At 41.0% G+C, this 19,400-nt stretch carries 17 protein-coding genes and 1 tRNA gene; 8 read left to right on the top strand and 10 right to left on the bottom strand.

Features of this window, described 5'->3' with window-relative positions; translation table 11 throughout:
- Nucleotides 1-358: 358 nt before the first annotated feature.
- Genes ABIC84_RS14780 through ABIC84_RS14805 form a run of 6 tightly spaced genes read left to right on the top strand, consistent with a single transcriptional unit; the run spans nt 359 to nt 6,172 of the window.
- Entirely contained in the window at nt 359-1,786 is a 1,428-nt protein-coding gene (locus ABIC84_RS14780; RefSeq protein WP_429264022.1) for a hypothetical protein, read from the top strand.
- Nucleotides 1,787-1,842: 56 nt separating this feature from the next.
- On the top strand, nt 1,843-2,424 hold the full coding sequence (locus tag ABIC84_RS14785; protein WP_429264023.1) for a hypothetical protein: 582 nt from the start codon (nt 1,843-1,845) through the stop codon (nt 2,422-2,424).
- A gap of 33 nt (nt 2,425-2,457) precedes the next feature.
- Nucleotides 2,458-3,360, top strand: coding sequence for a HEPN domain-containing protein (locus ABIC84_RS14790; protein WP_429264024.1), 903 nt, complete (start codon nt 2,458-2,460; stop codon nt 3,358-3,360).
- A gap of 36 nt (nt 3,361-3,396) precedes the next feature.
- Nucleotides 3,397-4,293 carry a tyrosine-type recombinase/integrase gene (locus ABIC84_RS14795; protein ID WP_429264025.1) on the top strand — a complete coding sequence of 299 codons (897 nt, stop codon included), beginning with the start codon at nt 3,397-3,399 and terminating at the stop codon, nt 4,291-4,293.
- Nucleotides 4,290-5,345, top strand: a complete 1,056-nt coding sequence (locus tag ABIC84_RS14800; RefSeq protein ID WP_429264026.1) for a hypothetical protein — start codon at nt 4,290-4,292, stop codon at nt 5,343-5,345. Before ABIC84_RS14795 ends, ABIC84_RS14800 begins: the two co-directional genes overlap by 4 nt.
- 47 nt (nt 5,346-5,392) lie before the next feature.
- Nucleotides 5,393-6,172, top strand: coding sequence for a metallophosphoesterase (locus tag ABIC84_RS14805; protein ID WP_429264027.1), 780 nt, complete (start codon nt 5,393-5,395; stop codon nt 6,170-6,172).
- A gap of 86 nt (nt 6,173-6,258) precedes the next feature.
- On the opposite strand, the gene ABIC84_RS14810 is transcribed toward ABIC84_RS14805, so the two are convergent.
- The 8 genes from ABIC84_RS14810 to ABIC84_RS14845 all read right to left on the bottom strand — a co-directional run bounded on the left by ABIC84_RS14810 (nt 6,259) and on the right by ABIC84_RS14845 (nt 13,577).
- Nucleotides 6,259-6,816, bottom strand: a complete 558-nt coding sequence (locus ABIC84_RS14810) for an ORF6N domain-containing protein (RefSeq protein ID WP_429264028.1) — start codon at nt 6,814-6,816, stop codon at nt 6,259-6,261.
- Between the two features lie 78 nt (nt 6,817-6,894).
- Nucleotides 6,895-8,112, bottom strand: coding sequence for a site-specific integrase (locus ABIC84_RS14815; protein ID WP_429264029.1), 1,218 nt, complete (start codon nt 8,110-8,112; stop codon nt 6,895-6,897).
- Nucleotides 8,113-8,362: 250 nt separating this feature from the next.
- Nucleotides 8,363-8,436: transfer RNA gene (locus ABIC84_RS14820), tRNA-Asp, on the bottom strand.
- 960 nt (nt 8,437-9,396) lie between these two features.
- The gene (locus tag ABIC84_RS14825) at nt 9,397-10,503 is read right to left on the bottom strand and encodes an esterase-like activity of phytase family protein (RefSeq protein WP_429264030.1); all 1,107 of its coding nucleotides are present in this window, start codon (nt 10,501-10,503) and stop codon (nt 9,397-9,399) included.
- Nucleotides 10,504-10,536: 33 nt separating this feature from the next.
- Nucleotides 10,537-11,184, bottom strand: coding sequence for a response regulator (locus tag ABIC84_RS14830; RefSeq protein WP_429264031.1), 648 nt, complete (start codon nt 11,182-11,184; stop codon nt 10,537-10,539).
- Nucleotides 11,185-11,187: 3 nt separating this feature from the next.
- Nucleotides 11,188-11,973, bottom strand: coding sequence for a sensor histidine kinase (locus tag ABIC84_RS14835; RefSeq protein ID WP_429264032.1), 786 nt, complete (start codon nt 11,971-11,973; stop codon nt 11,188-11,190).
- Entirely contained in the window at nt 11,946-12,503 is a 558-nt protein-coding gene (locus ABIC84_RS14840; RefSeq protein ID WP_429264033.1) for a hypothetical protein, read from the bottom strand. Before ABIC84_RS14840 ends, ABIC84_RS14835 begins: the two co-directional genes overlap by 28 nt.
- A gap of 120 nt (nt 12,504-12,623) precedes the next feature.
- Complete coding sequence (locus ABIC84_RS14845; RefSeq protein ID WP_429264034.1) at nt 12,624-13,577, bottom strand: hypothetical protein; 954 nt, start codon at nt 13,575-13,577, stop codon at nt 12,624-12,626.
- A 236-nt stretch (nt 13,578-13,813) separates the two neighbouring features.
- On the opposite strand from ABIC84_RS14845, the gene ABIC84_RS14850 reads away from it, so the two are divergent.
- Together ABIC84_RS14850 and ABIC84_RS14855 are read left to right on the top strand one after the other, a co-directional pair.
- Nucleotides 13,814-15,076, top strand: a complete 1,263-nt coding sequence (locus ABIC84_RS14850; protein ID WP_429264035.1) for a hypothetical protein — start codon at nt 13,814-13,816, stop codon at nt 15,074-15,076.
- A 108-nt stretch (nt 15,077-15,184) separates the two neighbouring features.
- Nucleotides 15,185-16,003 (top strand): hypothetical protein, encoded by an 819-nt coding sequence (locus ABIC84_RS14855; RefSeq protein WP_429264036.1) that lies wholly within the window; start codon nt 15,185-15,187, stop codon nt 16,001-16,003.
- Between the two features lie 640 nt (nt 16,004-16,643).
- Here ABIC84_RS14855 and ABIC84_RS14860 read toward each other — a convergent pair.
- Both ABIC84_RS14860 and ABIC84_RS14865 read right to left on the bottom strand, forming a co-directional pair.
- Nucleotides 16,644-17,525 carry a restriction endonuclease gene (locus ABIC84_RS14860; RefSeq protein ID WP_429264037.1) on the bottom strand — a complete coding sequence of 294 codons (882 nt, stop codon included), beginning with the start codon at nt 17,523-17,525 and terminating at the stop codon, nt 16,644-16,646.
- A 3-nt stretch (nt 17,526-17,528) separates the two neighbouring features.
- Complete coding sequence (locus ABIC84_RS14865; protein WP_429264038.1) at nt 17,529-19,391, bottom strand: Z1 domain-containing protein; 1,863 nt, start codon at nt 19,389-19,391, stop codon at nt 17,529-17,531.
- Between the last annotated feature and the right edge of the window lie 9 nt (nt 19,392-19,400).

Genomic DNA, 19,400 nt, shown 5'->3' on the forward strand with positions numbered 1-19,400 from the left:
TTTCCCTCAAGGATAGGTCGGTTGATGATGGGCTTTGGAACACATGCCCAATACTTGCTAAAGTATATTTATCAAAGCGCCTTTACGGGCGCACCCCAGCATTTCACGGAAGCGTTTAACGTTGCGGCCTTGGTGGATATTCTTTGGTGTTTCAGTGCTGTTCATAAGTAAGTATGTAGGGTTCGTTCAAAATTAAACAAAATAATAAAAAGCCCTGCATTATCTAATATAGAAATAATATCGGGTTAAATATGCCTTTTAATAGTATTGCATAGAAAGCCTCAGAATAGTTTAGCATTTTTTTGCTGTTGACATTTGTAGTGCCGGTTAATGAAGAGCGGTGTCAAATTCAAGGCTTATGTATTGTGGTGTATATGCTCCCTGGGACCATGCCCCGAAGTTCCTTCGTTTTTCAGAAGTGAAGGATCCGATGATACCTATAAAATATTTTTTTGATACCGATGATGTAGAGGGACACCAAGAAACTTTGAAAGCCTGGCGTCACCATGTTGTGAATGACGGATTTTACAGTGACAAACGCTTTGGCCCGGGAGTCCTTGTTCATGATTATGAGCTTAACGTTCGGCTTATAGAAGGGCTTTACCTGCTTTTCCTCGAGCATCAGGAGTTTTCCTATAATAAAAAGAAGGTTGATGTGGAGCAGCTTAGTGCGGAGAAAAATGATTGGCTTTGGTTTCCTCTTGAGCTCTCAGAAAAAGAATTGTTAGATCCGTACACCATACTCGAAGCAGCATTTGATGAAGTTAAGCCGCAGGAATTTCGGGATCATCTTGCCGAATGGCTCGCTGCTGCTTTATCAACTAATGCCGTTGATGAGTCCATGTCACCCGGCGAAATAATCACGATATATGAACATCTCAAAAAGATGTACTCGGCAGCCTGGCTAATTTTCCAGCGGGAAACTGAGCATACATTTTTTAAGTTTAAAGCCACTAAAGGGAAGTCACTGGAAGACGGGAGAAGTAATGTAACAGAAGCGGATTTGAACACCGCAACATCGCTAATAAAGCAATCTCCCGCATCGATTCTGGCACTAAAAGAAATTGTAAAAGCGATTTTAAATACTGAACCATGTGTGAGGGCGATTATCGAAATCGGTACCCTTGAGAATCCGTTCGGTTATATCCTTTATCTACTAATCGATGAAGCCCGGTATGAGTTGGATTATCTTGTCAATGAATTGATCGAGAACAGTCTCAAGCCTTTAATCGGTATCTTTACGATTGTTTCAAGTGTGTCAATTATCAAAAACGACAATCCTTTAGAAAGAAGGTTTCTGAACTGGTCGCTCATAAATGGCGTTGTTATTTACGAAAATGGAGGGCTTGGCCTCGATGCCCTGAGGGGTAAGATCAAAGAAACTATATTAAACATTCCGCCCTTCGAAACACAACTTAAATTCGCAAGACTTCATTACACAGGGATAGGTTATTACATCAGAAAAAAACAGTTCGGGGATGCGCTTCATTCAGCACACCGTTCTATAGAGGCAGCATTAGCTGAATACCTGGATGTTAAGATTGGTTTTGAGACTACCATACCCAATTTAAACCGGTTAATCACGATGACTTTGATTATTGATAAGACGGTGTCAGACTGGTTTCTCGATTTAAAAGCCGGGCACGCGGGATTGTTTGATCTTTTGCAAAGTGTATATCCTGAGTCGGTCAGGGATAAATTAGATATTTCAGAACAAGATATAATGGATTTGATGGTTAAGACGGCTGATTTGCTGATGCTTATCAGTGATCTTTTAAACGTGTAACGGAATCTTAAAAACTTAGTAACAAGTAGAAACCCCTTAAAGCTTATAGTAAGATTATGATGTACTGTGGTAAACATGTTCCCTGGGATCATTTTCCCAAGAGTCTTAGTTTCCAGGAATTGCAATATCCATTAATTGTTCTCAAACAGTATTTTGACTTTGACTGGCCTAATGGCCATTTCAAAGATTTAAAGACGTGGCGATCTTTTGTAATAGGGAATGAAAGTTATAATCATGAAAGACTGGGTGCAGGTAAGCTATTGAGTAAGTATCATTCAACTTTGAAGTTACTTGATGCTTTATATGTTTTGCATTTGGTCAACGAAGATGAACCTTCAGGAAAAGTAAGTAAAGAACAATTAGATAACGAACGGAGCACGTGGTACTGGATGCCTGAAAATCTTTCTGAGCAGGAACTGTCCTGTCCTTACGTTTTGATCAAACGCATTATTAAAAAAATCAAACCTCAACTATTTAGGGACTATCTAATGGAATGTATTGATTTTGCATTCTCGCCTCATTCGGTAAATTCTATGACCGCAGAGGAAATTATTTCTCTGTTTAAAAAGTTAAAAAAACTTATATCGGCAGCCTGGATAATCCGACAGAGGGGAACAGATACGCCATTTTGCAAATAATCATTAAGCTTTTTCAAAATGAATTTTCACGCTATGAAGAATACAGTATTAAAATTAACCGATCAACAAATTAAAGAATTGCAAGAAATAGCAAAAGCTCTTGATAATCATTACCAAATAGAGAAGATTATTTGTTTTGGCGCAATAAACAATTCAAGCAAATACAAGACTTGTTTTGATGAACCAAAATCTTCGTCGGAGACCTTTTACTATCTTTTAGTCCTAACCAAGGAGGTTACGCGGATAGAGCATGCGATGCAGGATTATATTAATAAATTATTTCCGGGAACGTTCATTTTACAGCATGGACAAGAAACCGTAATGAAAGCTGTTTACAATTATGATCTCTTTTTCCTGAACGCCTGTTTGAATGGAGTTCTCATTTATACATCCGATGGTTTTACAATGATCCCTGATTATGAAGAAGCAAAATCGAAAGAGGCAGTATTGAAAGACAAAGAAGCATTTGAAAGAATTTACAAACTCGCTTGCGGCTTTTTGGAGAGCGCCTTCATTTGCCTCGAAAACAACTTTGATAATAACGTTATTTTCTTGCTTCACCAGGCAGTAGAACAGGGGTGCCGGGCATTGATCAGGTTATTTACAGGTTACCGTTCCGACATCCATAACATCAGCCGGTTGCTTGACTTTTGCAACTGCTTTTCACCGGAACCATCGAGGCTTTTTCGGAGGCATTTTTCAAAAGAAAAACATTTATTCCGGGTGCTGGCCACAAGCTATTCTGACGCAAGGTATAAAGATAATTATCAAGTGCTTGATCATGAAGCCGATTTGTTATGTACGCAGGTTCAGGCTTTTCTTGATCTTATAAAAGAACTGGCAAAAAAAGAAACCGTACAGGGCACCGCTAGGACCACAGTTGAAGTTCGGGCAGAGGTCGTGGATTATTCCCCGGCCCTGCCAGCTTCGCTGTGAGTAACATTTTGGCGGTCGGTGAATGAGTTTTGCTTAATGAACGAAAAAATAAAAAATGATTCAATCGGCCTGCTATTCCAGCAGGCCTTGAATAAAAAGCTCGAATCCGACCTAAGCAAGCACCACAAAAACAATTTGCGCTATGCCTTTAACCATTTCATGGAGTTCCTTGGAGCGGAGGGGCGTGAAATGTCAATCAGGGAATTGACCACCTCCAGGATTGAAGAATTCTTACAGCTTTTCGGTTCTTCTGCAACGTATTATATGAACAGGCGGCGGGAACTGAACATACTTTTTAATCTCGCTTCGAGAATGATCGACGAGGATTTGATGGCAGCGAAAAGAACAGAATCCAGGAGAATCAAGGCAACACTCCATTTAGCTTACGAAAAAGAACAGTTAGAACCCGTATTTACTTTCCTGAAGGCTAACCACACAAACCTCTACCGGTGCTGCCTGATGACTTATGGTTGCCTGTTACGTCCGCATGAAGAGATCAGGTTGTTAACTAAGAAACACTTCAGGAAGGACAATACAGAAATCCATTTGGACGGTTCAGAAAACAAAGGCGGCAAAATCCGTGTGGTTTACGTCCCGGATTACGTCAGGGAAGAGCTGGAACCGGTATTACAGGAGTTAAAAAGGGAAGATAATATCTTCAGTGGTGTTAGCGAACCTTTCAACCAAACCTATTTTGGAAAGCAATGGAACCGTGAAAAAAAGAAAATGATAAGCCACGGCCTGATTTATCCCAAGCAAACCCTTTATTCTTTCCGGCATACGGCGGCGATTGACGTGTTCCGCCGAACGAAGGATGTTTATATGGTGCAAAAGATCATGGGACATTCCTCAGTGGTTATCACATTGAAATACCTGCGCAGCCTGGGCGAATTCGATACTGAGGAATTAAAAGCAGCAGCCCCGGTATTATGATCACGTTCACACGCGAAGAGGTATACCGGCTTGTTTGGGAAACACCAATGACGCTGATCGCGAAGAAATATATCATATCGGATGTCGGTTTTCGTAAGTTATGTATCCGGATGGACGTCCCTGTTCCAAAACGGGGGCAATGGGCCAAAATCCAGGCAGGGCATAAAGTGAAACAGCCGGCTCTGCCGGTAACCGGCAAAATTTATAAACCGGCTGTACTTGAGGAACGACCTGCCGGAGTACCGGTGAAAAAGGTTAGTCAGTTAAAAATTAATACCAGGAAAATAGCATCTGAAAAGCTGCCTTTCAGAGTGCCTGATCGTCTCGTCAGACCCGAGCCGGTTACACTCGCTGCCAGGGAGAGCCTAAAAAGGCTGACTGATCCGAATTTTCCCGGCATGGCCATGACGGCAAAGCGGGAACTGGATATCAAAGTTTCACCTGCTAATGTCGGCCGCGCACTCCGCTTTATGGATACGCTAATCAAATGCGTAAGGGCTCGCGGATATTTGTTTGAACTGCATGACGATGGCAATTATGTCGTGATACGCGACATCAGGTTAAAAGTGGCATTCAGGGAGCGGACAACCAAGGTAAGGATTTATGATAAATCTTATCGTAATTACGAATGGCATCCAAACGGGAAAGTCGTTTTCAGAATTGATACGAGGCTGAAATCAGAATGGCAGGATCTCAAAGCGGTTTTGCTGGAAGAGCAATTACCCAAAATACTTGCCAAGCTTGAACTGGCCGCAAAAGAGGAAGAACTTTACTTGGAAAAAACCCGAATCTGGCAGGCAAACTGGGAGCGGGAAAGAAAAGAAAAAGCTGAATTTGAAGCCCGAAAGAAAAAGGAAAAAGACGCTTACAAAGAATTAATGAGGGATGCCGATCTCTGGAAGCGAGCTCAGCTTATACGGGAATATTCAATGGCTAAGCCGGATCCCGATCCGCAATGGTTTGCCTGGGCAAATGCCAAAGCAGATTGGCTCGATCCTTATAATCCTATTGAGGATGATTGGCTGAAAGATGCGGATAAGAATGATTTCTGAAGCCTTAATGTGCCATCGTTAAATAAATACTAAATACATTTACAATTATGCAATTACAGATAGCCTCGGATCTTCACCTGGAGTTCCCAGAAAACCGGAATTATATGGCTTTAAACCCATTACAGGCCAAAGGGAATATCCTTTTATTGGCTGGCGATATTATTCCATTAAAAGATATTGACCGCCATGGTGATTTCTTTAGTTTGCTTGCTGACAGTTATGAGCATACTTATTGGGTCCCCGGTAATCACGAGTATTACTATTTCGATATCGCCAACAGGTCAGGTGCTTTTCGGGAATCGATCCGATCTAACGTGACGCTGCTTAACAATTCTACTATTGAATTGAAGCAGGTCAAAATCCATTTTACGACGTTATGGTCGAAAATATCGAAATACAAAGCCCGTAATATTGAACGCGGGATGATGGACTTTCAGGTGATCAAAGATGAGGGTAGGTGGTTCTCGGTAGAAAAATACAACGAGATACATTCCAATTCCATAGTATTTCTCGAAACTGCATTAAAGGTTCGAGTGGATAACGGGAATGAGGATGTCAGGAACATCGTTGTGTCGCATCACGTGCCTACCTTTCAGCATTATCCAAGGCAATACTTAGATAGCGTTTTGAATGAGGCTTTTGCAACAGATTTAGATGCTTTAATTGAGGACAGCGTTGCTGATTACTGGATATACGGCCATCATCACGATGCTACTCCTGAATTTGATATCGGAAAAACTAAGCTGCTGACCAATCAACTCGGATACGTGCATCAGGATGAGCATAGCAATTTTGATTGCGGCAAGACAATAACAATCGATGCATAGATAGAATAAAGGATGCACTGGCATGGAAATCCATGCCAGTGTTCCTGAAATACGTATAGGTAAAATAGTATGCTTGTCGATTAAAATTAAAAGCTATCGGTATCCGGCATATAACCGATTCTTTTTCTTGGTTGCTTTTCATATTCGGAATTGTCTAAGCGCTTCGATAGCTCATCTAAATAAGAGAACACAACTTCGATATTTTTATCCTGGACGTCAAGCTTTGTTCTGATACGTTCTATCTCCTGCTTCAACTCTGTATTGTCTATAAGTATTTGGCGCAAACGAATAAAAATTCGCATGATCCTGATATTTACTTGAATCGCTGATGCGCTGTTTAAAACACTTGAAAGCATACTGATGCCTAATTCACTGAAAACCATCGGCGCATATTTAATATTATAACCTTGCTTCAAGGTGCCATTTTGGCTCCTTGAAATTAGCGCATATTCATCCGGCGTTAGTTCAAACATAAAGTCTTCACCCGGAAACCTTTCTATATTCCTCCTGACTTGTCTCTTCAATTGTTTAGTCTCTACTTGATAAAGCGCCGCCAAGTCGCTGTCCAGCATTACTTTTTGGCCTCTTATGTAATAAATCTGTTTTACTACGATCTCCTCGGGTATTAATTCATTATTTGCCATTGTCATTTTTAAATTATCAGAACCTTATTATGAGTTAAGAAACACAGGATAGCAGACTATCCCGTATTCGATCATAGATCAACTTGCAGCTAACTTTTGCTTCAGCAGACTCATATCTTCGCTGATCTTATGATCCATTACTTTAGCGTAGATCTGCGTGGTTTTGATACTGGTATGCCCCATCATTTTTGCAACACTTTCTATCGGCACGCCGTTGTTCAGCGTGATGGTAGTAGCAAATGTGTGCCTGGCAATATGGAAAGTAAGCACCTTAGTGATTCCGGACAGATCGGCTATTTCCTTGAGATAGGCGTTCATCTTTTGATTGCTTAATACCGGCAATACCCGGTCATCGCATTGACATTGCGGGTTTTCCTGGTATCGTTCCATAATTTCAAGGGCCGCAGGAAGCAACGGGATCCGGGATAGCGTATCGGTTTTTTTGCGGTTTGTGTAAATCCAACTTTCGCCGTCAATTCCCCTCAACACTTCAGAACGCTTAAGCTTACTTACATCTACGTAGGCAAGGCCGGTGTAACAGCTAAACAGGAAAATATCCTTAACCAGTTTCAGTCGCTCCATTGGCATCTCCTTTTCTGAGAGGGCATTCAGTTCGTCTTTAGTCAGTGCTATTCGGTTAACCTTTAAAGTCTTCGGTTTATAGTTGAGATAAGGATCGACGGTCAACCATCCGTTACCAAGACAGATTCGAACGATCTTACCGAAGTTCTTAATGTATTTGATCGCAGAGTTGTTACCACATTTGCGGATGCTTCTTAAATAGTATTCAAAATCATTTAAAAAGGAAAAGCTAATCTTGGTAACAGGCAGATCCGATACATTGAATTGCCATTGCATAAAATCTTTAATATGCATCAGGCAAGTTGAATAGCGCTGCAAAGTGCTTTTCTCAAATTCCTGCCCTACCAGGTTTTTCATTTTTTGATTATGATCTGCGAATACCGCTGTAATTGTTCTTACCTTATCTGCCTTACCGATAAATTTATTCCTCAAGGTTTCAGCAGTAATTAATTCATCGTGCAGTGTCATGATCCGGTGGCAATCAAAGGCCTTGGATTGTAATCCATCGAGATAATTGTTTAAAGCGCGGACATCTTCTTTCGTTCCTGTAAGTCTTCCGGCTTTATTATTCCAGCGGGACGGCTCACAGGTTCTCCCGGTAGTGGCTTCTGATCGTTTACCGTCAACAGTAAACCGGAGATAAACGGGCATTGGGCCTGATTGATAGTTCTTTGGCTTTTTCAAATAGAAAAGCAGATTGACGTTTGTTCTCATGGAAATGAGGATTAATAATGAAACAAAATTAATTTTCTCATCACTTGAGCGCAAGATGTTCATATCCTGAACCGCTTGTATATCAAACAGTTGCAAAAGAATTGGTGAGTCATTGAGTTACTTTGATTGACTCACCGCATTACTCACCAGAATTATGATTTCAGATGAATAATTTGGTGAGCTCCGAAAACAAAAAACCCTTCAAATGACATCATTTGAAGGGTTTTACTCAATTTTAATATTGATTTAGCGGAATGGACGGGACTCGAACCCGCGACCCCATGCGTGACAGGCATGTATTCTAACCAGCTGAACTACCACTCCTCCCGTTTGGGGTTGCAAATATACAAACCTTTTTGATCTACACAAATTGTAGAACTTAAAATAAAAAAAGCTTAAAACGCAAAAAAGCCCTACTTTTCAGTAAGGCTTTTGGCGGAATGGACGGGACTCGAACCATATCTCATTCAATGTGATTATCAATATTTTAACAGCTTGTTGAAAAGTAACTCTCCAAAAACTCACTATAATCTTAAGACTGTTTGATTCCAAATGATTTTAGATAAAGATAGTTAAATTACAATTAAATAACAACTGTCTGGAAAGATTCAAAAGAGGATGGGTTTCAAAGGCCTTTACTGCGATGCCCATATCACAATCGTTGTTTATCCTAATCTATAAGCACAGGTAATGATAATTTAGTATTGCAAGCTGACAAGTTGAAGAAATTGAGTCTCAAAAAAAAATCCTTCCTATAAAATCGTAAATACAAGCGTGAGTGATAGCCTTTTGAAGGATATATTCAAATGATAAGATGAAAGTGTGTAATAAAAAAAGTCAATAGTTCGATAATGAGAATTTAGTCCGTGAAATTATATAATTGCTAATAATCGCAAATCTTCCGGAAGAGGATTCAAGAAGTTTCTCCTCGACTGCTTTGCTTCTTTAACCTATAAGGATATCGAACGCATTATTAGCTAATTGGTTCGAAGTCGACCCCATTTACGGATTGTGAAAAGTACTCCACCGGGTTTAACGTGTACATTTGCTCCAACAATGGTTCGTATTCCAGTTAAGAATACTAAATATTATCAAATCGTTCAAAACGTACGTTTAATCTAAGAGTTGGATTTTCACCCGATTAGTTGGCGTTTATAGATGGCCATACCCTTAACGAAGAAGGTCAGATAGTCTGTTTTCAGAAATTCAGACCTCTGCACTAACATTTCTCATTGTTTCAAATATAACAGCTTAAATTGCGCGACTAAATTATTTACGAGATGCTCAATGGTCTTTTTTAAGTCCAGGGGCCAGAACTACGGTCATGACCATAGTTTTTAATGTATTACTATAATTATTATCCGTTAGCAAGGTGATCGCGGCGCGTCCGCCGATATCTTCTGACCAGGCGAGTCCCTCTATATTGCCGGGTTCTTCTCTCACATTATGCTGTTTATCTTCAAACGGTAACAAAGATTGAACATCCAGCAACGGTTCCTTCTTTAAAAGATCGGAACTTGGTTGTACCGTTGCCAGATATAATTTGACCTTGGCTTTTCTATTCAAACTATCAAAACAGCGTTCCATAACGAGCAACGAATCCGGGCTGCCAAGCGACAGGATCTCCGATACGCCGGAACCATGTCCTCCGGAGAACGGCGCTTTTTTTTGATTTCCGGAAGGCGGTAAAAGGCATGAACATTTTTCAAAATCATAATAAAATCGCTGGAGAGTAAGCTTGATCCCATTCTGAGCGTCTACCTTCATCCTGTTAAAAACGACCTTATTCGTACCGCAGTCTGTTCCCCCGCCTGATTCAAAGGCCATCCAAAGTTGACCATCCTGGCTGAAAGATATACCTTCGATCCCACGGTTAGCACTTGTGTTCTCCGAGGGAATAGGCTCACGGAAGATAACGTGATAGCTGGATCCGTCCAAATAGCCAATGCCCGTTTCCGTATCATTTTCATAGCAAAAAAAGAATCTTTTTAGAGCGCTATTATAACGGATACTCTCTACCCAGGAGATCTTCGATCTTATCCTGTATATGCGCTCTAACACATTGTTATTATTGATAGTAAAGGCATAACTCACCTGCCTTTCTTTTTCTTCCTGGTGGTCGGCAACCATGAGCGTGACCATCTTATTTTCGCCGGGCGATTTCCGGGGCGCACACTTCCAGGGAACTTCTTCAAAATCGGCCTGCAATACATTCTCATTAACGAGCTCAATTCCAGAAACACCTCCCAAACGTTTCTTCCATGCCGTGTCTTTAGGCTCACGCAGGTTAATTCTTTTACCGGAAAGCTCAAAACCTTTGTTCGTCAATTGCTGTGCGAACAGGCAGATAACCTGCAATAGCAGGCCTGCGGTGATAAGTATCTTTTTCATACTGACGGTTTATTTATCGTTAAAAATTTGATGTTACACAGGCATCTTGAAAATTTCTTCCCGGATAGCATACAAGATCAATCCACTGCGGGACTTAAGGCTCAATTTAAGAAAAAGCGATTCTCTGTAATTGTCAACTGTCCGGGGACTGACGAACATCAGGTCGGCGATTTCTTTGTAAGTAAGTTCAGAGCAGCAAAGCCGGAGAAATTCCGTCTCCTTGCCTGTCAATCTGATATCATCATGTTTATGTTGTGCCGAATGCATCAATTTACCGCTGACCAATTCGTTAATAAAAACACCTTTCAGATCAACAGTTATAATGGCGTCCAGCAGGTTAAGCGGGGATGCTTCTTTCAATACATACCCGCTTGCTCCATTTCTGATCATCTTCAAGACAGCTTTATCCTCTTCGTACATACTTAAAGCCAATACTTTAACCTGTGGATAATTGGCTTTGAGCCATAGTGTAGCCTCATAACCATCCATCACAGGCATATTGATATCCATCAAGACCACGTCGGGCAGTTCATGTCTTTGTAGCCGCTGTTGAAGTTCCTGCCCGTTACCGGCTTCGAACAATACGTCCAGTTCGTTGAATTCGTCCATCATCCTGGCAACACCGTTGCGAAACAAGGTATGATCATCTACAATTGCTATTTTAATTACCCGTTGGTGCATCAGTTAGTTATAAGGTATTTGTATCTTAATTGTTGTCCCGCGTGCCGGTACCGATTCGATCTGGGTCAGACCGCCTATAAGCGAAGTCCTTTTACATATATTCCGGAGCCCCATTCCGTTGTTTATCCCGCATTCAGTCTGAGGGTCGAAACCAATTCCGTTATCACTCACACTCATCAACAAATTACCCTCTTTCCGGTCAAGCTGTAATTCGATTAGACTGGCTTGCGCATGCTTGATGATATTATTCAATATTTCCTGCAAAACCCTGAATACTACCAGATCGATCTCCGGGTGAACCTCAGCAGGAAATCCGGCCGTTATATGATACGAAACATGGAACTGGCCTGAACGTTCAAGCCATTGCATCTCCTGTACTATGGCTGATTCCAGCCCTTGTGCAAGCAACTGTTCTCCCTGCAGCAGCTTACCAAGCTGACGCATTTCCCGGATCGATCTCCTGGTCAGTTCAATGGCTGAGTCGATCTTTTCACGGGCTCGCAATGGTTCATGTAACGAAACCGAGTTAAGCGTAAATGAGGTCAGACTAAGCAATTGCCCGATATTATCGTGCAGATCACTCCCAATGGTCTGCATCGTATGTTCCATCACCTCTAATTCGGTTTTCACGATCTCCCTGTCAAATTCCTGCTTCATCCGTTCTTTTTCTTCCACATGTTTACGCTTACGCTGGTTGTAATTCATGATATACAACACGATGAACACGATGGCCAGTGTAAAGATGAGCGTAGTGGTCAATACTAAGCCTGTAAGGTCCGCGCTTGCCATTTTTTACATATGAATGCATAACTCCAACATCCGTATAACACGAAGATGAAGGCGTTATAAATATAATAGGTCAGATTTTTGATAAAGTCGTTCGCATGGGGTGCCAGCCGGTGGTAAAAGATATTACACGCGGTAGTCCCGAAATAAAAGAAAAAGATCCCTGTTACCCACCAGAAATCAGCGTGCCTCATTAAATTAAGGTACTTTGGGTCCCTGATCAGGAAATAATAATATAACAAGCTGTATAAACTTATGGAGATCAACAAAACCGAATTGGTCATCTGGTTATAGACAATTAATCCATGTTCACGAAGTTCTTCAACGTAAAGTCCGAACAAAGTTAACGCAAACGCTGCGACAAGCCATCTCATTGGCAGGTAGTCCCTGAGCAGATCATAGAACATCCATGTCATCAACCCGGCTTGAAAGGGCAGCAGTAAATTATATAACCATTCATTCCGGGTCAATACCCCCGGAACGCTATGTTTCACATAGATCCCTCCAATTTCTGCAAGACAGGTAAGAATCATAAGCCCCAGTATTCCACGCCAGGACCATTGTCTTAAGGCCGGTATGACAGCGATACCGACCAAAAGGCAACACAATTCCGATCCGGTGTTTATGTTAAGGTAACTCATTTTAATTTAAAATTATTTTGATGCGGGTAATTTGGCACCGTTGCAGTTGTTCAAACACTGCTCACCATTATCGACAATAAGATGATGGATCTTAGGTATATAATCGTCAATATGCATTTTCTTAGGAGTCTTCGGATCTGTATTTGGGTATGTCGTAACCCAAAGAAAAACGTGCCGTTTCTTTTGCGTACAGTCAATCGTGTCTTTACGTGCCAGGTAGATCCTCACCCCGTCCCTGGTCATATCCGTCTTTTCGAACTCTTGCTTAAGCAAACGAACAAAATCAAAATCAAACCATTCGCTATAGGTGTTTATATTTTCTGTGGGATCCATGCCCCGTCTTACCCAGCCGCCGGCCACTGAACATGGGATCTGAGTGTGGTTCTCAAGATTAAAAAATACGTATTTCGTGTCACGCAAAGTTGACGAACAGCTACCTGAATCGCCAAGGGCCGCCCCTTCATCATTTCCATATTCGTCGGCACCCCGATGTACCGGTTTTCCAATGCCGGGAACCATTATATTAAAAACGTCTTCGTGGATATCGATCTTCTGACCGGCTTGCTGATCACAGGCGGGCTTTTGAGGAATGTAAGAACCGCCCAATCTGGTCGGGACGATCAAAAAAGTGTGTCGTCCTTTCTTCCAGGCCAAATAGACCCGGATCCCATCAAGTTTATTGGTCGGATTTTCCAGCAGAGTGCATAACTGCATAATAAGGTCTTTCTTGAACCAGGAACTCGTTTTGTGATTATAACGGGTACGGCCATTACGGAAAGCAGAAACTAATGTATCAGCCTCCTCAAAGGAGAGACTGCTGCTGTCACCTTGAGCAGAAGCCGTGTTCGCCGTTCTAGAGGTATCCTTTTTTCTGGTAGAATCCTTTTGTTTATCCTTCTGACCTGAAGACTTGCATCCTGCGAAGAACATTAAAATAAGCAATAAAAGAACAATTGGTGTTTTCATGATAACTGGGGGTTTAAGGTTTGAAGATCCTGTTGATTTTCTCAATCCAAAAATCACCATTAACTACCACTAAATCAAGGTATTTAAGCGTTTTATTTTACCGTAAAATCACCCTGTCATAAAGGGCGCATAAACGGTAAGTACATCTTCTTCTGCCACTGAAATTTGTGTCGCTGTCACAACAGGGCGTACCCGAAAGGCCATAAGAGTAGGTAAACAAAAAAACTAATCAAACCATGAAAAAATTATTAATGACCAGCATATTGAGCGTGCTGATCCTGACAAACATCTTAAGAGCGCAACCAAATGCAACAGTGAACGCCTGCTCTGCATGTACAGAAGCTTTAAAGAACGGGACTTATGATGAATTCAAGCGGGAAACCAATTATTCTCTTGATGAAAGCGTAAACACATTATTTTCCTATGATTACGAATTTTGGTCGCATTACTCAAGTTCTTCGTCCCATAACCAGTCCCTTGACGCTGCCTATTCTGTTTATAGTCTCAGTTTCGGCAACAGTGGTACGGAAGCGCAAAAGAAAGAGGAGTTCAACAGGCAGAAAAGCACGTACATTTATTCCAGGAGCCTCTCCCAAAATGCCATTGAAAATGTTTCACAACGGCTGATCAACAAAACACCTTACGAAACATTTCTGGCTTGCGTGAGAGCGACCTGCGGAACTGGGCTTTTTTTTGAGCAGCAGTCCACCGGCGACAACATCATTGTCACAGCGCGCTGGGTGATCACCGGCGGGAACCCGAACCAGGTATCAGCGCTCAGGTCCATGTCGATTGCCAACGCCAGCAATGTTGACTTCAATTTTAAGACCGGAGTACAGATCAAACCATTGAACTCCATATCAGGCCTTTTTAAAAGAATTGATCCTTCGCAGGACGTGATCATATCCTTTGATTTTGAGAATTTCCCCAGTCAGCAGATCCTAATCAAACGGGGTAAGAACCAGAATTTCAATACTCCGGTCGGAACCATCATTATATCCCAGCTGGATTACAGTACCTTTTGTGCATTGAGCGATATCCCGTCGATAGGCAATAACGCCGATCTAGTCTGGGTCCCCGCTGACGGCAGGAACGTGAGTGGTTCAGCCTACGGAAAAAGAATAGCGACCGTGCCGGATCTCCGGGGTGTATTTTTAAGAGGCCTCAACGTTTTTGACCCTGTAAATAATCCGAATCCAGACCCAAGGCAACTCGATCCCGAAACCAGGACCGCCGGACAGTTACAAACCCAGGCGGTGCAGGCCCATGACCACCCGATCACAGATCCAGGACATGCTCATACTTACAGAAAAGGAGGTCAAACTATAGACACGTGGGGATCGAGGCCTCCGGCAACAGGGCAGTTAAATTGTGATCATTGTGGTGATTTTCTGTCAACGGAAAAAGCACCAACTGGTATAACCAAGACAGATCTAAGTACAGGTCCGGAAACACGGCCAATCAATAAAGCGGTCTACTACTATATAAAAATAAATTAGAGTTCCGACCAGGTATTGTTTTACAAACCGGTTTACCTGTTTGTAATTGCCCAAACAGATCAATTTCTCTAAACCGACCAGAATGTCCATGAACTTAAATCTTGATATATGAAATACTTCGCAGCCATATTGCTTTTGTTTGTGTTAAAAACCCAGGCCCTGGGACAAACAAAGGACTACGCCATTACCATGGACACGCGTGTGTTCAAGTGGAATGAATCAACACAAAGCCCGGATTCGAACAATCACTATTACCGGGCGATAAGGGGCAATATTTTTACGGTAAAACAAAAAATAAAGACCCTCATAGGGGCTAAACCGGTATCGGGTTACCGGATCGTATTCTGGCCTTTCTCCAAAGACGGCAGCCAAAAAAAGCCTGAAGAGGAAGCCTTTGCAAGAGGCTTACCCGTTATCGACACCCTTGATAAAGCAATTAACGGTTTATCGTTCTTTATAAAAGACGAGGATTTCGTGAGTTCGGCAACCGATGAGTTCAAGAAAAAACAAGGATTATTTAAAGTGGACGGTGTTGTTCTACCTGTCAAATTGCGTTTCAGGAACAAGACAGGAGGTGATTTCGATTTCGGACAAAGCATCAGTGTAGGGCCAGCATTAAACTGGACGATAAATTACGGCGGTGCATTTTCCGAGAACACGCTATCAATACTTTTCGGCGCCAATATTTCAAGTATCGATGTAGATGAGAAAACGGTGCCTAAAGTGGTGACATCCAAAACGACCTTGCTCGGTCTCACCCCTTTTGCAGGTTTTAACTGGGAGTTTCATGGGGTCTCATTCGGCGTGATGACAGGGATCGATATTTTAAGCGGAAAGGCCGAAGACAACTGGGCTTATCGTAAAAGCCCCTGGCTGGGATTTACGATAGGCACCTCACTGATATCTACCAAGAAAGAAAAGCAATAATTTTAGTTTTATTAACACTTCTAAACTAAAATTTAATGATTAGAGATTCGCTGTAATCATGAGGTTATTACGGCGAATTTCTACCTACAGTCGCTCATTAATTTGTTAAATTTAGTGTGACTTTTCTCGATCGTTTTTTTATAGATGCCCGAAATTTATGCTGTTGGATTTATCCCATCCTATCCCCTCTTTTGATCTCCTTTGGGCATTCTGCTGAAACTCCCTTAGGAAAACAACACCATTCCAAAAGCGGTTCAAATTCCGCGCAGTTAGGGAAACTTGTTTTCACCGACGAGAATCGAACTACGCCGTTAATCATAAGAAATTCAGTATTTTACAAACGGGCTAATTCACTACTCACCGAATTACTCACCGCGTTTTCGATACAGATTGATCGCAAATCCAAATGTAAACATTTGTTTGCTGGCATGAAATTTTTAATACTTAATTAAAAATCAGAGCAATTGCTAAATATCCACTCCGCCTTCAATGTCCTTGATGACTCTGTAAGCAAAGTAAAAGAACTTCAGAGTAATATTACTAATCAACGCTTACACTTAAATTGAAGTTCATTAGGTGAATTATTCAAGATCTCGGGCACCTTAGAAAAGTATATAAACTCCTTAAATGAGAAGCCTTATTATAATGAATCAAACCAGTCATTTTCAACTATAACCTCTTCAACGAATTTCGTTTTTACACCTAATGATAAATCTTTTAATTTTTCACAAAGAAGATTTCCGTCAATCAAGTCAATGTGATATGCACCTTCTCGTGTAGCCTCTTTGCGTGCTTCACGCGTAAATGTTCCCGTTGTCAGAATAATCCCTTTATCTGTTCTTCCCTGCATTGCACCTCTAAAATCTCTAACTTGGCTTGGTGTAACAGAGCCTTTGAACCTTTTACACTGGAATACAATGTGAAATGAAAGTAACCCACTTATGCGCACAATCCCTTTCCCATCAATTCCTCCATCACCAGTTTTCCCGGTAACCTCAACCTGAATAAAACCACTCTCACGTAAAATTTGTTGCGATAGTCTTTCAAAAGCATCAGATCTTATTGTATATAATTTATTTAACAATATTTCTTTCCAGTCGGGAACATTAGGGTTTTCCTCATCTGCTAATTCAAATGGAGCAGTGGCTTCTGAATTTATTTTTAATTTGTCTCTAGACTTTCTTCGTTTTTTATCAAAGCTCTGCTGAATGAGTTCGAAATCATAATCATTAATATTTAAATTGGGCTTAGTTAATGTCCACACTCCTCTTGAGGAATTTTCTACCAAACCTATTAGTTTTAAGCGCGTTCTCGCCCAAGCTAATCTATAATCAATTTGAGTCCGACCGTCCGTCGAATGAGGAATATTCAGGACATCATCAGATAACTGGGTTATTTCATAAACTTTATCATTTATCTCCTGATTAGTACCGGACCCTCCTAAAGACAATAATGCTTGAACAGTTGGTCTGACTAACTCATTTACCTGTGGAACATCCGGAAACTTCGACTTTTTGACCATAATTTAAATATCGATAGTGTCGTAAATACAAACCTCATTAGGGAGCTTAATATTGGGAATATAAAAAGGACTTCCTAACCAACCTTTATCAGTTGAACCATTAACTCTATACAAGGTTAAAACGACCCAATCTTTCAAGCCATCTCCAATTCTTCGATCTGTTGGCGAAAGAAGTGTTCCTGTGCCTTTTCCAATATCTCTGCTTTTTCGGACAATCAAAGCAAAGCGTGTAGTTGGCCGTTTAGTCGCCAATGTATTTACCGTATTTATAAATTTGTCATTATCCCAATCTTCTTTGCCTTCATCACCTACAAATTTTAGTATTTCAGAAAGTACACTTGCATTGACTATATGATAATGCTCATTTTCGTCATACTCACTAACAAGGTCATCGATTATAGAAACAGTATCCTGTCTTGGATAAGACGAAAAAAAGTTAACACCTCCCATTACTAAATTTATAGCCTTGTTATCAAGAACATTTTTTCTGGTAGGTTGAATGCCTTTAGGATAAAATAATTGAATATCACTAATTTGAGCCGATCTTATTTGCTTGATAAGCAGCTTGTTTGAAACATTCAGTTCGCTGAAAAGATTGTAAAGGGATGGGGGGATAAAAATTCGTAGTAATCCTTTATCTCTATCGTAGCCGAATACCCGAGCATGCTGCCAAAATGTATCCGCCTGTGGCGTTTTGGACTTTCTGCAATAATAAACGGTTTGTAGCTTTGGAAAAGTAACCCCACGGCCTAAACTATTTCCCCCGACAATGATATTGTATCCGCTGTGATAGTTTACGGCGATATCACTTGTTGAGTTGAGCATCATAACATTTATTAGCTGATTCTCTAATAAAAACGCAATTGCCTCAAATATATCTTCGAAACTTTCTATATCGGGCTTTGTAGCTCGTAAGTCATTCCATAGTATTTCAAGCTGTGGCCTAATAAAGCTTTCGGAGTCATCGGTAACAGCGATTAAAAACTCATTTAAATGTTCACCTAAAACCGTTGAAAAAGTACGATGATCAGCTATCTTAACACTAGGATGAACAAGAAAGTTACATGTTGTTGTATTAGTCAAGTAATTATGAGCACAAACTATTAAGTAAGTTAGAAGCGCACTTTTTAGGCCTTCTGGAATATAACCTTCATCGTTTTTGATTGTGTCCAATTCATCTTCATCTGTAAAAGATATACAGAACGGTTTTGGCTGAGCGTAGACAAAGTCGCCTCCAATATAATCACTACCTGGTTTAAAGTAATATATAAAAGAAGGTTTCCATCCCGAAATGTTACTTTGAAGCAGTACTGCCTGGGGGGTTGCAGTAACTTCTATATAAATACTGCTTGTTGATAGTTCTTTTATTGAGCTGAGGTGCTTATTGATCGTACTGACGCGGTCTTTATTAACTAAAGTATTTAAACTTGCAGCATCAGCTTCATCATCTATTATCACAATCGGCCGACCGCTGCAATACCCCGATGAAGATAATAAATTGCGCCATTTCCTAAGAACATTGGTATTTTTCTTTAGTATGACAATGATCGGTTTTAAAAGCTTATTTGTAAAAAAGGGCAGATCGTCAGATTCGCTGTAAACATTAAAGGTTCCTAAAGATGCGGCTGTCCTTTCCGTTGTTTGTTTTTGAAGATAAACATTGTCTGTAGTGAGCAAGATAAAGATTTCAAAGCCGTTATCAGCAAGCGAACTCACAACCCCGAGCAACTGGCCCGTTTTTCCGCTTTGTACATTTCCGAGCAACAAACCTGTCATGTGTGTTCGGTAATCGAACTTTTCAGAAATTAGATTAAATACGGCTGAACTTGTTTCTTCCACAGTATCCCGTAACGATACTGATTGCAATTTGATTAA

Source organism: Mucilaginibacter sp. 3215 (genome assembly GCF_050433785.1).
Taxonomy (GTDB): Bacteria; Bacteroidota; Bacteroidia; order Sphingobacteriales; family Sphingobacteriaceae; genus Mucilaginibacter.

What these genes read in the sequence shown, in the direction of transcription:
- ABIC84_RS14780 (WP_429264022.1), top strand. Translation starts at nt 359, where the DNA reads ATGTATTGTGGTGTATATGCTCCCTGGGACCATGCCCCGAAGTTCCTT.
- ABIC84_RS14785 (WP_429264023.1), top strand. Translation starts at nt 1,843, where the DNA reads ATGATGTACTGTGGTAAACATGTTCCCTGGGATCATTTTCCCAAGAGT.
- ABIC84_RS14790 (WP_429264024.1), top strand. Translation starts at nt 2,458, where the DNA reads ATGAAGAATACAGTATTAAAATTAACCGATCAACAAATTAAAGAATTG.
- ABIC84_RS14795 (WP_429264025.1), top strand. Translation starts at nt 3,397, where the DNA reads ATGAACGAAAAAATAAAAAATGATTCAATCGGCCTGCTATTCCAGCAG.
- ABIC84_RS14800 (WP_429264026.1), top strand. Translation starts at nt 4,290, where the DNA reads ATGATCACGTTCACACGCGAAGAGGTATACCGGCTTGTTTGGGAAACA.
- ABIC84_RS14805 (WP_429264027.1), top strand. Translation starts at nt 5,393, where the DNA reads ATGCAATTACAGATAGCCTCGGATCTTCACCTGGAGTTCCCAGAAAAC.
- ABIC84_RS14810 (WP_429264028.1), bottom strand. Translation starts at nt 6,816, where the DNA reads ATGGCAAATAATGAATTAATACCCGAGGAGATCGTAGTAAAACAGATT.
- ABIC84_RS14815 (WP_429264029.1), bottom strand. Translation starts at nt 8,112, where the DNA reads ATGAGAACAAACGTCAATCTGCTTTTCTATTTGAAAAAGCCAAAGAAC.
- ABIC84_RS14825 (WP_429264030.1), bottom strand. Translation starts at nt 10,503, where the DNA reads ATGAAAAAGATACTTATCACCGCAGGCCTGCTATTGCAGGTTATCTGC.
- ABIC84_RS14830 (WP_429264031.1), bottom strand. Translation starts at nt 11,184, where the DNA reads ATGCACCAACGGGTAATTAAAATAGCAATTGTAGATGATCATACCTTG.
- ABIC84_RS14835 (WP_429264032.1), bottom strand. Translation starts at nt 11,973, where the DNA reads ATGGCAAGCGCGGACCTTACAGGCTTAGTATTGACCACTACGCTCATC.
- ABIC84_RS14840 (WP_429264033.1), bottom strand. Translation starts at nt 12,503, where the DNA reads ATGATTCTTACCTGTCTTGCAGAAATTGGAGGGATCTATGTGAAACAT.
- ABIC84_RS14845 (WP_429264034.1), bottom strand. Translation starts at nt 13,577, where the DNA reads ATGAAAACACCAATTGTTCTTTTATTGCTTATTTTAATGTTCTTCGCA.
- ABIC84_RS14850 (WP_429264035.1), top strand. Translation starts at nt 13,814, where the DNA reads ATGAAAAAATTATTAATGACCAGCATATTGAGCGTGCTGATCCTGACA.
- ABIC84_RS14855 (WP_429264036.1), top strand. Translation starts at nt 15,185, where the DNA reads ATGAAATACTTCGCAGCCATATTGCTTTTGTTTGTGTTAAAAACCCAG.
- ABIC84_RS14860 (WP_429264037.1), bottom strand. Translation starts at nt 17,525, where the DNA reads ATGGTCAAAAAGTCGAAGTTTCCGGATGTTCCACAGGTAAATGAGTTA.